The organism is Halomonas rhizosphaerae (genome assembly GCF_030010555.1).
In the GTDB taxonomy this organism is placed as follows: Bacteria; Pseudomonadota; Gammaproteobacteria; order Pseudomonadales; family Halomonadaceae; genus Halomonas; species Halomonas rhizosphaerae.
This window is the reverse complement of the sequence record NZ_JASCQP010000026.1, coordinates 76,110-90,633: the sequence shown is the minus strand read 5'-3', so window position 1 is coordinate 90,633 and position 14,524 is coordinate 76,110. Positions and strand designations below refer to the sequence as shown.

At 70.1% G+C, this 14,524-nt stretch carries 11 protein-coding genes and 1 tRNA gene; 10 read left to right on the top strand and 2 right to left on the bottom strand.

All coding sequences use genetic code 11. The features are described from left to right. Nucleotides 1–72: 72 nt before the first annotated feature. Nucleotides 73–4,050, bottom strand: a complete 3,978-nt coding sequence (gene purL / locus QLQ83_RS10500; RefSeq protein ID WP_282735479.1) for a phosphoribosylformylglycinamidine synthase — start codon at nt 4,048–4,050, stop codon at nt 73–75. Nucleotides 4,051–4,208: 158 nt separating this feature from the next. Here purL and mltF point away from each other — a divergent pair, with 158 nt between their 5' ends. Beyond that, nucleotides 4,209–5,672 carry a membrane-bound lytic murein transglycosylase MltF gene (mltF, locus tag QLQ83_RS10495; protein ID WP_282735478.1) on the top strand — a complete coding sequence of 488 codons (1,464 nt, stop codon included), beginning with the start codon at nt 4,209–4,211 and terminating at the stop codon, nt 5,670–5,672. Nucleotides 5,673–5,690: 18 nt separating this feature from the next. Here the strand turns inward: mltF and tadA are convergent, their stop codons facing one another. Further along, nucleotides 5,691–6,161, bottom strand: coding sequence for a tRNA adenosine(34) deaminase TadA (gene tadA / locus QLQ83_RS10490; RefSeq protein WP_282735477.1), 471 nt, complete (start codon nt 6,159–6,161; stop codon nt 5,691–5,693). 84 nt (nt 6,162–6,245) lie between these two features. On the opposite strand from tadA, the gene QLQ83_RS10485 reads away from it, so the two are divergent. From QLQ83_RS10485 to QLQ83_RS10445, 9 genes are all read left to right on the top strand, one after another. Further along, the gene (locus QLQ83_RS10485; RefSeq protein WP_282735476.1) at nt 6,246–7,061 is read left to right on the top strand and encodes an acyl-CoA thioesterase; all 816 of its coding nucleotides are present in this window, start codon (nt 6,246–6,248) and stop codon (nt 7,059–7,061) included. Nucleotides 7,062–7,102: 41 nt separating this feature from the next. Next, a tRNA-Thr gene (locus tag QLQ83_RS10480) sits at nt 7,103–7,178 on the top strand. Nucleotides 7,179–7,435: 257 nt separating this feature from the next. Next, complete coding sequence (locus QLQ83_RS10475; RefSeq protein ID WP_282735475.1) at nt 7,436–8,155, top strand: GntR family transcriptional regulator; 720 nt, start codon at nt 7,436–7,438, stop codon at nt 8,153–8,155. A gap of 24 nt (nt 8,156–8,179) precedes the next feature. After that, nucleotides 8,180–9,397 (top strand): CaiB/BaiF CoA transferase family protein, encoded by a 1,218-nt coding sequence (locus QLQ83_RS10470; RefSeq protein ID WP_282735474.1) that lies wholly within the window; start codon nt 8,180–8,182, stop codon nt 9,395–9,397. 12 nt (nt 9,398–9,409) lie between these two features. Continuing rightward, nucleotides 9,410–10,699: a TRAP transporter large permease gene (locus tag QLQ83_RS10465; protein ID WP_282735473.1), complete on the top strand. Its 1,290-nt coding sequence runs from the start codon at nt 9,410–9,412 to the stop codon at nt 10,697–10,699. Nucleotides 10,700–10,796: 97 nt separating this feature from the next. After that, nucleotides 10,797–11,843: a TRAP transporter substrate-binding protein gene (locus QLQ83_RS10460; RefSeq protein ID WP_282735472.1), complete on the top strand. Its 1,047-nt coding sequence runs from the start codon at nt 10,797–10,799 to the stop codon at nt 11,841–11,843. Between the two features lie 11 nt (nt 11,844–11,854). Then, entirely contained in the window at nt 11,855–12,370 is a 516-nt protein-coding gene (locus QLQ83_RS10455; RefSeq protein WP_282735471.1) for a TRAP transporter small permease, read from the top strand. Continuing rightward, nucleotides 12,367–13,299 carry a hydroxymethylglutaryl-CoA lyase gene (locus QLQ83_RS10450; protein ID WP_282735470.1) on the top strand — a complete coding sequence of 311 codons (933 nt, stop codon included), beginning with the start codon at nt 12,367–12,369 and terminating at the stop codon, nt 13,297–13,299. Before QLQ83_RS10455 ends, QLQ83_RS10450 begins: the two co-directional genes overlap by 4 nt. Before the next feature lie 6 nt (nt 13,300–13,305). Next, nucleotides 13,306–14,520 carry an MFS transporter gene (locus QLQ83_RS10445; protein ID WP_282735469.1) on the top strand — a complete coding sequence of 405 codons (1,215 nt, stop codon included), beginning with the start codon at nt 13,306–13,308 and terminating at the stop codon, nt 14,518–14,520. Nucleotides 14,521–14,524: the final 4 nt, after the last annotated feature.

Here is a 14,524-nt window from a genome sequence, read left to right as displayed (position 1 = left end):
GCGAGGCGCTCCCGAGACGACGGAAGGCGGCCCTCGGGCCGCCTTGCGTGTCGTCTGCGGGCCTCGCGGGAATCAGCCCAGCCAGACCCGTGCGTTGCGGAACAGGCGCATCCAGGCGCCGTCGCGGGTCCACTCGGCAGGCCGCCAGGAGTTGGTCACCGCGCGCACCACCCGCTCGGGGTGAGGCATCATGATGGTGACCCGGCCGTCGGGGGTGGTCAGGCCGGTGATGCCGGAGGGCGAGCCGTTGGGATTGGCCGGATAGCGGGTGGTCACCTGGCCGTGGTTGTCCAGGAAGCGCAGGGCGACCTGGCCGCTGCCCTGGATGCCGCGCAGGTGGGCACTGTCGCGAAACTCGGCGCGGCCCTCGCCGTGGGCCACGGCAATGGGCAGGCGCGACCCCTCCATGCCGGCCAGCAGGATCGACGGGCTCTGCTCGACCTGGACCATGGAGACCCTGGCCTCGAACTGCTCGGACTCGTTGCGCACGAAGCGCGGCCAGGCCTCGGCCCCGGGGATCAGCTCCTTGAGCTGGGCGAGCATCTGGCAGCCGTTGCACACCCCCAGGGAGAAGCTGTCGTCGCGCTCGAAGAAGGCCGCGAACTGCTCCCGGGCGCGGGGGTTGAACAGCACCGACTTGGCCCAGCCGCCGCCGGCCCCCAGCACGTCGCCGTAGGAGAAGCCGCCGCAGGCCACCAGGCCCTTGAACGCCTCCAGGGAGACCCGCCCTTCCAGGATGTCACTCATGTGCACGTCCACGGCCTTGAAGCCGGCCCGATCAAAGGCCCAGGCCATCTCCAGCTGGCCGTTGACGCCCTGCTCGCGCAGCACCGCCACCGCCGGGCGTGCCTTGTTGAGCTGGGGTGCCTGGACATAGGGCGCGGCGATATCCTCGTCGACCTCGAAGGTCGGCTGGGCACAGAGCCCGGGGTCGCGGCCATCGAGCAGGCCATCGAACTCGCTCTTGGCGCAGTCGGCGTTGTCACGCAGCGCCTGCAGGCGATAGCTGGTCTCGGCCCAGGTCCGCTCGGCCAGCAGCCGGGTGGTCTCCAGCAGCGGCTCCTCGAAGAGGGTCACCCGCACCTGGTCGTCGTAGCGTGGGCGGGCGATGACGCCGCAGGTCTCGATGCCGGCGGCGGCGAACTGGGCCAGCACCGCCTCGGTGTGCCGGCGGTTGACCTGGATCACCGCCCCGAGCTCCTCGGCGAAGAGCGCGTTGAAGGCGTCGACGGGCTCGTCGATCAGCCAGTCGAGCTTGATCTCGAGGCCCGCATGGGCGGCGAAGGCCATCTCCAGCAGGGTCACCAGCAGGCCGCCGTCGCTGCGGTCATGGTAGGCCAGCAGCGTGCCCTCGGCGTTGAGCCCCTGGATCACCGCGAAGAACGCCTTGAGGTCCTCCGGGTCGTCCAGATCCGGACACTCGTTGCCCACCTGGCCATAGACCTGGGCCAGGGCCGAGCCGCCGAGGCGATTCCGGCCGCCGCCCAGGTCGATCAGCAGCAGGTCGGACTCGTCCTGCTCCAGGTTGATCTGCGGGGTCAGGGTCCGCATGGCATCGGTGACCGGGGCGAAGCCGGTCACGGAGAGCGACAGCGGCGAGGTGACGCTCTTCTCCTCGACCTGCCCGTCATCCGCGCCACTCTCCTCCTGCCAGGCGGTGCGCATGGACATCGAGTCCTTCCCCACCGGGATGGCGATGCCCAGCGCCGGGCAGAGCGCCATGCCCACCGCATGGACGGCGTCATACAGGGCCTGGTTCTCCCCCGGATGGTCGGCGGCGCTCATCCAGTTGGCAGAGAGCTTGATGTCGCCGAGCTTCTCGATGGGCGCGGCGGCCAGGTTGGTGATGGCCTCGGCCACCGCCAGGCGGGCGCTGGCCGCCGGGTCGATCAGCGCTACCGGCGGCCGCTCGCCCATGGCCATGGCCTCGCCGGCATGGGTGTCGAAGCTCGCCGTGGTCACGGCGACGTCGGCCACCGGCACCTGCCAGGGGCCGACCATCTGGTCGCGGGCCACCTGGCCGGTGATGGAGCGGTCGCCGATGGTGATCAGGAAGCTCTTGGAGGCCACGGCGGGCAGGCGCAGCACGCGGTCCATGGCCTCGCGCAGGTCGAGGTTGTCGAGCATCACCCCGGAGAGTGGATTGACCCGGCGCTGGAACTCGCGCTGCATCTTCGGCGGCTTGCCGAACAGCACGCTCATCGGCAGGTCCACCGGCTGGCTCTCGAAGTGGCCGTCGGTGACCGCCAGGTGGTGCGCCTCGGTCGCCTCGCCCACCACCGCATAGGGGCAACGCTCGCGCCGGCACAGCGCCTCGAAGGTGTCGAGGTCCTCCGGGGCCACCGCCAGCACGTAGCGCTCCTGGGCCTCGTTGCACCAGATCTCCAGCGGGCTCATGCCCGGCTCGGCGTTGGGCACGGCACGCAGGTCGAAGAGGCCACCGCGCTCGCCATCCTTGACCAGCTCCGGCAGGGCGTTGGAGAGGCCGCCGGCGCCCACGTCGTGGATGAAACGGATGGGATTCTCGCTGCCCAGCGCCCAGCAGCGGTCGATGACCTCCTGGGCGCGGCGCTCCATCTCGGGGTTGCCGCGCTGCACCGAGGCGAAGTCCAGGTCGGCGCTCGATGCGCCGGAGGCCATGGAGGAGGCCGCGCCGCCGCCCAGGCCGATCAGCATCGCCGGCCCGCCCATCACGATCAGCTTGCCGCCGACCGGGATCTCGCCCTTCTCGACATGGCCGTCGCGGATATTGCCGTAGCCGCCGGCGAGCATGATCGGCTTGTGGTAGCCACGGCGTTCGATGCCGTCATGCCCCAGGGCGTCCTGCTCGTAGGTGCGAAAGACGCCGGCGAGGTTCGGGCGCCCGAACTCGTTGTTGAAGGCGGCGCTGCCGATGGGGCCCTCGAGCATGATCTGAAGCGCCGACTGGATGCGCTCGGGCTTGCCGTAGTCGAACGCCTCCCAGGGCTGCACGAACTCGGGGATGCGCAGGTTGGAGACGGTGAAGCCGGTCAGGCCCGCCTTGGGCTTGCCGCCGATGCCGGTGGCGCCCTCGTCGCGGATCTCGCCGCCGGCGCCGGTGGCCGCCCCGGGGTGCGGCGCGATGGCCGTCGGGTGGTTGTGGGTCTCCACCTTCATCAGGATCTGGATCGGCTCCCGGGCACTGCCATAGGCGGCGCGCTCACCGTCCTTGCCGGTGAGCGGGGTCGGGAAGAAGCGCGGTGCCTCGGACCCCCGGATCACCGCGGCGTTGTCGCTGTAGGCGGAGAGGATGTCGTCGGACGAGCACTCATGGGTATGCTTGATCATCCGGAACAGCGAGTGACTCTGCGCCTCGCCGTCCACCACCCAGTCGGCGTTGAAGATCTTGTGGCGACAGTGCTCGGAGTTGGCCTGGGCGAACATCATCAGCTCGACGTCCGTCGGGTTGCGGCCCAGGTCGCGGAAGGCCTCGACCAGGTAGTCGATCTCGTCCTCGGCCAGCGCCAGGCCCAGCTCGGCATTGGCGGTGACCAGCGCCTCGCGCCCTCCTTCGAGCACATCGACGCTGCCCAGCGGTGCCGGCTCGTGGTGGGCGAAGAGCCGGGCGGCGTCGGAGGCGTCGGCGAGCACGCTCTCGGTCATGCGGTCATGCAGGGCGGCCTGGATCCGCTCGAAGGCGGTCTCGGAGAGGGTGCCGGCGACCTTCACCCGGTAGGCGATACCACGCTCGATGCGCCGCACCCTGGCCAGCCCGCAGTTGCGGGCGATGTCGGTCGCCTTGGAGGACCACGGCGACTGGGTGCCGATGCGCGGCACCACCAGAAACAGCTGGCCCGCGGCGCGGCTCTCGTTCGGTCGCTCGGGGCCCTCCTCCTGTCGCTCGGGGCCGTAGTCGAGGAGCTGCTCCAGCAGGCGCCGCTCGTCGTCCCCCAGGTCGCCGTCATGGTCGACGAAATGGACATGGTCGGCGTGCAGGGACTCGACCTCGGGAACGGATGCGCGCAGGGCGTCCAGCAGCTTGGCATGACGGAAAGCAGATAGGGCGGGCGCGCCTCGCAGTTCGAGCATATCCTGGAGCCTCTGAAACAGGGGGAGAATTCGGGGCCGCGGCCGGCGGCAACGAGCGCACATGATACTGGAAAGCGCCGGGCGCGAGAAATCGGCGTAGGTGACAGCCGCCCGCGCGCTGGTTAAGGTTGAGGGTCTCATCGCCGCACATCGCCCACATGCCCGCATTCCCGACCGACCCTGCCCGGCGCCAGTGGCGCGGGGCCGCCCTCCTGTGCAGTGCCCTCCTGCTGGCGCTGCTGCCCGGGCGTTCCGGAACGCCCGAGGGCCCGCACCTGGGGGAGGTACTGTCGCGGGACTTCCTCAGCGTGCACACCCGCAATACCCCCACCACCTACTACGAGGGACGCCAGGGCCCCACCGGGTTCGAATACGAACTGATGCGGCGCTTCGCCGACCACCTGGGGGTCAGCCTGACCCTGGAGGCCGACCACCATATCCAGGGCGTGCTGGACGCCGTGCGCGAGGAAGGCGACCTGGGCGCCGCCGCCCTGCCCCTGGACCCGACGCGAGAAGGCCTGCTCTTCAGCCGACCGATCATGCTGCTGCAGCCGCTGCTGGTCTATCGCCGCGGCCTGTCCCCCCCGGAGACGATCGCCGAGCTGGAGGGGCTGGAGATCGGCACCCTGCGCGGGGCCGGCACCGACCGGGTGCTGCGCGAGCTGCAGGCGGAGCACCCCGGGCTGAGCTGGAAGGAGTCCGGTGAGCTGGAGGTGGCCGAGCTGCTCGGCCAGGTGGCCCGGGGCACCCTGGATGCCGCGGTGATCTTCGAGCACCAGTTCCGCCTCAACCGGCTGTTCTTCCCCGAGGTCGAGGATGGCTTCACCCTCGGCAAGCCGCTCTCCCTGGCCTGGGCCTTCCCCGCCGGACGGGGACTGGGGCTGGTCAATGCCGCCAATCGCTTCCTCGACGACCTGCGCCGCGACGGCGAGCTCGACGCCCTGGTGGCCAGCTACTTCGGCCACGACGATTACCTCGAGTACGTGGGCGCCCGCACCTTCATCGCCCATGCCCGCAAGCGCCTGCCGCGCTACACCGAGCTGTTCCGCGAGGCCGCCCGCAACACCCGCTTCGACTGGAAACTGCTGGCCGCCGTGGGCTACCAGGAGTCCCACTGGAAGCCCAGGGCCACCTCCCCCACCGGCGTGCGCGGGCTGATGATGCTGACCAACGCCACCGCCGGCGATCTCGGCGTCGACAATCGGCTCGACCCGGCCCAGAGCATCCATGGCGGCGCCCGCTACCTGCGCCAGCTTATCGAACGGCTGCCGGAATCGATCCAGGGCGACGACCGCCTGTTCATGGCCATGGCCGCCTACAACGTTGGCCTCGGGCATCTCTACGATGCCCGCAGGATCGCCGAGCAGCGCGGCGGCGACCCCGACCGCTGGCGCGACGTGCGCGAGGCGCTGCCGCTGCTCCAGGAGCGCGAGTGGCACAGCCAGACCCGCCACGGCTATGCCCGCGGCGGCGAGCCGGTGATCTATGTGCGCAATATCCGTCGCTACTACGAGATCCTGGCCTACATGGACCGCAGCCAGGAGCAGTTTCACGAACTCAATGCGCGCCTGCCCGACGAGGACGAGGGCGCACTGTTCGAGCAGGTCCCGCCCGTTCTCTGACCGGCGGTGCCCCTGGCCTCAGTCGTTATCGAGGCCGGCGCGGCGCGCGGCGAAGAAGTCCCGCAGCAGGCGGGCGGCGCGGGCGGCCAGCACCCCGCCCTCCACCGTCACCCGGTGGTTGTACCAGGGCTGGGCGAAGAGGTTGGCCTTCGACTCCGCCATGCCGCTGCGCGGCTCGGCGGCGCCATAGACCAGCCTCGCCAGGCGGGCATGGATGATCGCCCCGGTGCACATCAGGCAGGGTTCCAGGGTCACGTAGAGGGTGCAGCCGTCCAGCCGGTAGTTGCCGAGCCGCTCGCCGGCATCGCGCAGGGCACGGATCTCGGCATGGGCGCTGGGGTCGTGCTCCCCTACCGGGGCGTTGAAGCCGGCACCGACGATCTCGCCCGCGGCGTCCACCACCACGGCGCCCACCGGCACCTCGCCGGCGGAAAGCCCCTGCCGGGCCTGATCCAGCGCCCGGTGCATGTAGAACTCGTCGCTGCGCACTGTCGTGAACTCCCGTAGACTGGATGGTATTCAGACGATCGTATGATACCGATGGCCGGCACGCCATCGCCCCGGAGGAGACCGATGAAGCCCGACGCCCTCAACGCCCTGGTGGACCTGCTCGCCCTGGAGGCCCTGGAGGAGAACCTGTTCCGCGGCCGCAGCCAGGACCTCGGCCTGCCCCAGCTGTTCGGTGGCCAGGTGCTGGGCCAGGCGCTCTCGGCGGCCAGCCAGACCGTCGACCCGGCGCGCCGGACCCACTCCCTGCACGGCTACTTCCTGCGCCCCGGGGACCCGCACCGCCCGGTGGTCTACCAGGTCGATGCGGTGCGCGATGGCGGCAGCTTCACCACCCGCCGGGTCACGGCCATCCAGAAGGGGCGGCCGATCTTCTTCTGCAGTGCCTCCTTCCACGGCGAGGAGCAGAGCATCGCCCACCAGCCCGCCATGCCCGAGGTCGCCCCGCCCGAGGCGCTGGCGGACGGCGATGCCCGCCTCGAGCGCTTCCCCGGGCACCCCATCGAGTTCCTGCATCTCGGCGACGAGGCCGAGCCGGGCCGACCGGCCTGCAAGCGCCTCTGGTTCCGCCTGGTCGGCGAGCTGCCCGATGACCAGGCGCTGCACCGCTACCTGCTCGCCTACAGCTCCGACTTCAACCTGCTGACCACTGCCCTGGTGCCCCACGGCATCGACTTTCGCGACCCGCAGCTGCAGATCGCCAGCCTCGACCACGCCCTCTGGTTCCATCATGACGTCAGGGTCGACGACTGGCTGCTCTACGACATGGACAGCCCCTGGGCCGGCGGGGCACGGGGCTTCGCCCGTGGCAGCATCTACGACCGTCAGGGCCGGCTGGTCGCCTCCAGCGCCCAGGAGGGACTGACCCGACTGCGCCGCTGACGCCTGGCATCGTGCCAAAAGCGGCGCTACCATGCCCCTGCGCCGCAATAGCTCAGCTGGTAGAGCAACGCACTCGTAATGCGTAGGTCGGAGGTTCGACTCCTCTTTGCGGCACCAGGTCTACATAGCGAGGAAAAACGGCCACTTGGCGAATCGTCGCGGTGGCCGTTTTTCGTTCCGGTCAGTCTAGGCAGCAAACAGCCAGTCGCCACCAGAAAGCCGCTCGGCACCCGCCGAGCGGCTTTCTCCCTTCTCCCCCCCGACCGCCAGGCAAGGCTGCCTCGAATTGCATGCAACTCTAGCCTAAAGTCTAGTGATACGGCGCACGGCATCTCTCCTACCTTGTAAATTGCATGCAATCCAGGACATCTGCCGTGAGCACTACCCGACACCTCGATGCCGCCCCCGTCGTGAGAACGGCCACCGCCCAGGTTCACGAGGCGATCAAGCAGCGCATCCTCGACGGCAACTACCGGCCGCACGACTACATCCGCGAGGCCAGCGTGGCCCGCGAGCTCGAGGTCAGCCGCACCCCGGTGCGCGAGGCGCTGCGCGAGCTGGTCTCCGAGGGCTGGCTCGAGGCGATCCCCCACCATGGCGCCCGGGTGGTCGCCTGGACCGAGAAGGATGCCCGCGAGGTCTTCGAGCTGCGCCTGGTGCTCGAGCCCATGGCGGTGCGCCTGGCCAGCCAGCGCATGGACTCGGCACGACTGGGCCGCCTGGAGGCGCTGGCCGAACGCATGGAGGCACTCGTCGAGCGCGTCGAGACGGACCCCGGCGTGCGCAACGAGATCGCCCTCCTCAACCACGACTTCCACCGCGAGCTGGTGCTGGCCAGCGACAACCAGCGCCTGGCCAGCGTGCTGGAGAGCGTGGTGCGCACCTCGGTGATCCGCCGTAACTTCGGCAACTACGACCTCACCAACCTGCGCCGCAGCATGCGCCACCACCGCGAGATCCTCGAGGCCATCGTCGCCGGCAGCCCCGAGTGGGCCGAGCACGTGATGCGCGCCCACCTGCTGGCCGCCCAGGCCCTGCATGTCCGGTCAACCGATGTCTCCGACGGCGCCCCGCCGGGGACCTCCCCCCACTGACCCTGAAGAGGCACCACAACAACAATGACGCCCCATGACACCCAATCCCCGACGCCCCTCAGCGACATCAAGGTCCTCGAACTGGGCCAGCTGATCGCCGGACCCTACTGCGGCCAGGTGCTGGCCGACTTCGGCGCCCAGGTGATCAAGGTCGAGCCCCCCGGCAAGGGCGACGCCATGCGCCAGTGGGGCGAGGCCGACCGCGACACCGGCGAACCGCTGTGGTGGAACGTCATCGGCCGCAACAAGCAGTCGCTGACCCTGGACCTGCGAACGCCCCGCGGCCAGGCGCTGCTGCGCGAACTGGCCAGCCAGGCCGATGTCATCATCGAGAACTTCCGTCCCGGCACCATGGAGCGCTGGGGGCTGGGGTACGAGGAGCTTTCCCGCCACAACCCCGGCCTGGTGATGGTGCGCGTCACCGGCTTCGGCCAGGACGGCCCCTACGCCTCGCGGGCCGGCTTCGCCTCGGTGTGCGAGGCCATGGGCGGCCTGCGCCACCTGAGCGGCTACCCGGACCGCCCGCCGGTGCGCGTGGGCATCTCGCTGGGCGATACCCTGGCGGGCCTGCACGCCGCCCTGGGCACCATGATGGCGCTGCACCAGCGCCACCGCAGCGGTCGCGGCCAGGTGGTCGACAGCAGCATCTTCGAGTCGGTGCTGGCGATGATGGAGAGCCTGGTCCCGGAGTACGCCCGCGCCGGCAAGGTGCGCGAGCGCAGCGGCAGCTTCCTGCCCAAGATCGCCCCCTCCAACGCCTATCCGGCCCGCGATGGCCGCGACGTGATCATCGGCGCCAACCAGGACACGGTGTTCCGTCGCCTCTGCGAGGCGATGGGCCAGCCGGGCCTCGCCGACCACCCCGACTACGCCACCCACCGCGCCCGCGGCGAGCATCAGGCAGCCATCGATGACCTGGTCGCCGCCTGGACGCGCGAGCACGATGCCCAGCAGGTGGTCGACATCCTGGCCGAGGCCGGCGTCCCGGCGGGGCTCGTCTACCGTGCGCCCGATATGCTCGATGACCCGCACTTCCAGGCCCGGGGGGCGATCGTCGAGGTGCCCGATCGCCACGGCCGCCCGCTGCCCATGCAGAACGTCTTCCCGCGGCTCTCCGACACGCCGGGACGCGTCCGCGAGGTGGGGCCGGCACTGGGCGAGCACACCGAGCAGGTGCTCACCGGCTGGCTGGGTCTGGCACCCGAGGCCCTCGACGCCCTGCGCGCCGACGGCGTGATCTGAGGACGCCACCCCATGGATCCCGTCATCGTCCTGGTCGTGCTGGTCGTGCTGATCACCATCGGCTTCCCGATCTTCCTGGCCCTGGGCCTCTCCGGCCTGGTCGGGCTCTACATGGCCCGCGGCTCGCTGGCGTTCTTCTTCGCGCCCTCGTCGCTCTTCGGCCAGCTCAACGCCTTCGAGCTGATCGCCCTGCCGCTGTTCATCCTGATGGGAAACTTCCTGGGCGCCACCCCGGTAGGTTCGAGCCTGTTCACCGCCGCGGTGCGCTGGCTCAACTGGCTGCGCGGCAGCCTGGCGATCTCCTCGGTGGGCGCCTCGGCGATGTTCGGCGCGGTCTCGGGGGTGAGCCTCGCCGGCGTCGCCGCCGTGGGCTCCATCGCCGTACCGCAGATGCTTCAGCGCGGCTACAGCCGCTCGCTGGCCGCCGGCGCCGTGGTCAGCGCCGGTGCCCTGGCCATGCTGATCCCGCCCAGCGTGCCCTTCATCATCTATGGCGCGGTCTCCAGCGTCTCGGTGGCCGATCTATTCATCGGCGGCATCGTGCCCGGCATCGTGCTGGCGCTGGCCCTATCACTGTTCATCTACATCCGCGTGCGCCTGAACCCGGCCGAGGCACCGGCCAGCGAGGAGCACTTCACCTGGCGCCAGCGCTGGGCGAGCCTGGCCAACATCTGGCACGCCGGCCTGCTGGTGGTGGCGGTGCTCGGCTCGATCTACTCGGGCCTGGCCACTCCCAGCGAGGCGGCGGGCATCGGCGCCGCCGGCGCCTTCCTGATCGCCACCCTGGTGTTTCGCAGCCTCAGCTGGCGCCGCTTCCTGGAGATACTGGCCACCACGGCGCGGATCAGCGGCGCCATCCTGCTGATCATCGGCTGCGCCAAGATCTTCGGCGACTACCTCAACATGGTACGCGTCCCGCAGCTGCTCACCGAGGCGCTTACCGCCACCGGCCTGCCCGCCTGGGCGATCCTGGTGGCGGTGATGCTGCTGCTGATCCTGCTGGGCATGATCGTCGATGCCGTGTCGCTGATCGTGGTGACCACCCCGGTGCTGCTGCCGCTGATCACCGCCCTGGGCTACGATCCGCTGTGGTTCGGCATCGTCATGGTGCTCAACCTGGAGATCGCCGTGGTCACCCCGCCGGTGGGGCTCAACCTCTATGCGCTGCGCGGGGTCTGTCCCGAACTCTCGGTGGAGGAGATCATCCGGAGCGCCCTGCCCTTCGTCGCCGTGCAGTTCCTCGTGCTGATGCTGTTCGTGTTCTTCCCCGGCCTCAGCCTGTGGTTGCCGGGGCTGATGTAGCCCCGGTGTATCAACGTCAGTGAAGTGAACCGTCACAACCGACCGTCGCAACGGTCCATCACAACGACTCATCACAACAACAAGCAGGAGATTCACCATGACGCTTTCCCGTCGCCAAGTCCTGAAGTACGGCACCTTCGCCACCGCCGGTGCCACCCTGTTCGGCACCCAGAGTCTGCTGGCGCCCCGCAGCCACGCCGCCACCACCCTGACCGGCGTCACCTACCTGCCCGACTCCTACAAGGCGCTGACCTACGGCTCCAACCGCTTCGTGGAGATGCTCAAGGAGAACGGCGGTGACGCCCTGTCGGTGGAGTTCTACGACTCCGGCCAGCTGCTCAAGGTGGACGAGCAGCTGCCGGCGCTGCGTGCGCGCAGCATCGATTTCATGTTCCACACCTTCTCCTACATCACCCGCTCGATCCCCATCCTCGGCGTGACCGGCCTGCCCGGGGTGGTCGGCGAGCTCTACCGCAATCCGGAGCGCCTGCGCCAGGGCAGCCCGCTGATGGAGCTGATCAACGAGGTGCTGGCCGAGGAGAACCTCTACATGCTCACCTCCGGGGGGGGCATCCTCGAGCCGGAGTACCTGTGGAGCACCGAGGCGAGCCCGATCCGCCGCCTCGACGAGGTGCGCGGCAAGAAGGTGCGCATCGTCGGCTTCGAGGCCACCCAGGCCTTCGAGCCCTACAACGTGGGCGCGACCCGCATTCCCTCCTCGGAGACCTACATGGCGCTGCAGCGCGGCACCGTGGACGCGGGGGTCTTCAACATCTCGACGGTCATCGGCCGCAGCCTCCAGGAGCAGCTCAAGGTCTGCTACAAGCTGCCGATCACCGGCTTCTCGGTGGCGCCCTTCATGCTGCGCGACACCTGGGACAACCTCGACGACGACGTCCGTGCCGTGCTGCAGAAGGCCGCCGACTGGTACGACGAGAACTTCATCGAGCACTGCAACAACGACATCTACCCCAACGAGTACTGGCCCCAGGTCGAGGAGGCCGGCGTCGAGATCGTCGAGCCCACCGAGGAGGACCTCGAGACCTTCAACGCCGGCGTCCAGGACGTCTGGGACATGTGGAAGGAAGAGGTCGGCGAGGAGGTCGGCAACCGGGCCATCGCCCTGGCCCTGGGCGAGGCCTGAGGGAGAGTGCCATGACCATGACTGCCATGCGGAGCTGGGACGGCCTGCTGGCCGTCCTGCGCTGGACGTCGATGGCGGTGCTGATGTTCATGATGGCGTCGATCTGCTACGACGCCATCATGCGCTACGTCTTCACGGCCCCGACCAGCTGGAGCCTGGAGATCAACTCCTTCCTGCTGGTCTACCTGGCCGTGATCGGCGCCGCCGAGGCCCAGCGCCACGACGCCCATATCCGCATCACCTACTTCAAGGACAAGCTGCCGCGGCGCCTGCGCGGCGCCATCGACCTGGCCACCGGGCTGCTGGGTCTCGCCTTCTGCGCCATCCTGGTGTGGCGCGGCGGCATCATGGCCCTGCAGGCCCTCGAGTACGGCGAACGGGTCTCCAGCTCGCTGGGCACCCCCATGGTGTATCCCTATGCGCTGTTGCCGATCGGCTTCGCCGCCCTGGGCCTGCAGTTCCTGATCGATGCCCTGGCGGCCGTGCCACGACTGGCCGGTGCCGCTGACGAGGAGAAAACCCGATGAACCTGCTGTCGCCACCCGAGCGGGTGGACATCGTCGAGGTCGCCCCGCGCGACGGTTTCCAGTCGATCCGCGAGCCGCTGCCCACGGACGAGAAGATCCGCTGCATCCAGCGGCTGATCGATGCCGGCATCACCCGCATGGAGATCGGCTCCTTCGTCAGCCCCCGAGCCATCCCGCAGATGGCCGATACCGGGGCGCTGGTCGCCGCCTTCGCCGACCGGGCCGCCATGCGCTTCTCGGCCCTGGTGCCCAACCTCAGGGGCGCGGAACTGGCCCTGGCCCAGGGCATTCGCGAGCTGGTCTTCGTGGTCTCGGTCTCCGAGTCTCACAACCAGGCCAACGTGCGGCGCAGCGTGGCGCAATCCCTCGAGGATCTCGCCCGCATCGTCGAGCTCCTCGAGCACGACGGCAATGCCTGCCTGCGCCTCGACCTGGGCACCAGCTTCGACTGTCCCTACGAGGGCAGCATCGCCTGGCACCAGGTCGATGACGTCCTCTCACGGGCCCGCGCCCTCTGCGGCGACCTCCACCTCGAGGTCGCCCTCTGCGACACCACCGGGCGCGCCACGCCCTACCGGGTGGCCGAGCACTTCCGCCAGCTGGTCGCACGACACCGCGGACCGCGCCTGACGTGGGCCTTCCATGGCCACGACACCTACGGCATGGGCGTGGCCAACGCGCTGTTCGCTATCCATAACGGTGCCACCACGGTGGACGCCGCCTGCGCCGGCCTCGGTGGCTGCCCCTTCGCCCCCGGGGCCACCGGCAACACGGCCACGGAAGACCTCGTCTACGCCCTCAACGGGGGCCAGGTCGACAGCGGGATCGACCTGTCTCGGCTGCTGGCGGCGGCCGATGCCATCGCCGCCCTCCCCGGGGGGCAGACCGCCAGCCACCTGCGGCAGGTGCCCAGGGACCGGGTGGCCTGAGCCGTCGTGCCGGTCGTCCTGCTCGCCACCACCCTGGTCCTGGCCTTCTCCTCGCTGGTGGCGCTGTTTCCCGCCGCCATCGCGCCCGAGGTGGCCAGGGCCCTGGGCGTCTCCTCGGCCACGGTGGGCCTGCAGGTCAGCCTGATCTTCGCCGGCGCCATGCTGACCTCCCTGGTGGGCGGCCCCCTGACCCGGCGCCTGGGCCCCTGTCGTACCAGCCAGCTCTCGCTGGCCCTGCTGGGCGGCGGGGCCGGGCTGCTGGCCATCCCCACCCTGCCGAGCTTCGCCGTCGCCTCGCTGTTGGCCGGCCTCGGCTATGGCCTGACCAACCCCTCGGCCTCGCTGCTGCTGGTGCGCTTCACCCCACCCGGGCGGCGCGGGCTGATCTTCTCCCTCAAGCAGTCCGGCGTGCCCCTGGGCGGGGTGATCGCCGGCGCCAGCGCCCCCGCCCTGGCGCTGGTCATCGGCTGGCAGGCGGGGCTGCTGATGCTCACCGGCCTCGCCCTGGCCGGCATCGCCGCCCTGCAGCTCGCCCGCCCGCGCTGGGACGATCAGCGCGCCCCCCACACGCCGTGGCTGGCCACCCCCTTCGCCGGGCTCGCCGTCGTCTGGCACCAGCGTTCACTGCGCCACGTGGCGCTGCTCAGCCTCTGCTTCTCGGCGATCCAGCTGTCGGTCTCTGCCTTCACGGTGGCGCTGCTGGTGGAGGACCTGGCCTTCGGCCTGGTCGAGGCGGGGCTGGTGATGTCCGCCGTGCAGGTCGTCGGGATCGTCGGGCGCATCGGCTGGGGCTGGATCGGCGACCTGCTGGGCGACCGCCTGACCACCCTCGCCATGATCGCCTGCACCACCGCCGTCGGCGCCCTGCTGGTGGCCACCATGACGCCGGCCTGGCCCAGGCCGCTGGTCACCGGCCTGCTGTGCCTGCTGAGCCTCTCGTCGCTAGGCTGGAACGGCGTCTTCATGGCCGAGATCACCCAGCTGGCGCCGGCCGAGCGCATCGCCGATGCCGCCGGCGGCTGCCTGGTCTTCACCTATGGCGGCGTGCTGCTCGGCCTGCCCCTGTTCACGGCGCTGCACGGCCTGTTCGGCCGCTACACGCCGGTCTTCGCGGTGCTCGCCGGCGTGGCCCTGGTCGGTCTGTGGCTGACCCGCCAGGCCCGCCTCGCCGCCCGGCGCGAGGCCGCCGAACAGCTACCGGTCGAGAATGGCGCCGGATAACGCC

Coding starts and splice junctions, on each gene's coding strand:
- mltF (WP_282735478.1), top strand. CDS start 4,209: ATGCCCGCATTCCCGACCGACCCTGCCCGGCGCCAGTGGCGCGGGGCC.
- QLQ83_RS10470 (WP_282735474.1), top strand. CDS start 8,180: ATGACGCCCCATGACACCCAATCCCCGACGCCCCTCAGCGACATCAAG.
- QLQ83_RS10485 (WP_282735476.1), top strand. CDS start 6,246: ATGAAGCCCGACGCCCTCAACGCCCTGGTGGACCTGCTCGCCCTGGAG.
- QLQ83_RS10455 (WP_282735471.1), top strand. CDS start 11,855: ATGACCATGACTGCCATGCGGAGCTGGGACGGCCTGCTGGCCGTCCTG.
- QLQ83_RS10465 (WP_282735473.1), top strand. CDS start 9,410: ATGGATCCCGTCATCGTCCTGGTCGTGCTGGTCGTGCTGATCACCATC.
- QLQ83_RS10460 (WP_282735472.1), top strand. CDS start 10,797: ATGACGCTTTCCCGTCGCCAAGTCCTGAAGTACGGCACCTTCGCCACC.
- QLQ83_RS10450 (WP_282735470.1), top strand. CDS start 12,367: ATGAACCTGCTGTCGCCACCCGAGCGGGTGGACATCGTCGAGGTCGCC.
- purL (WP_282735479.1), bottom strand. CDS start 4,050: ATGCTCGAACTGCGAGGCGCGCCCGCCCTATCTGCTTTCCGTCATGCC.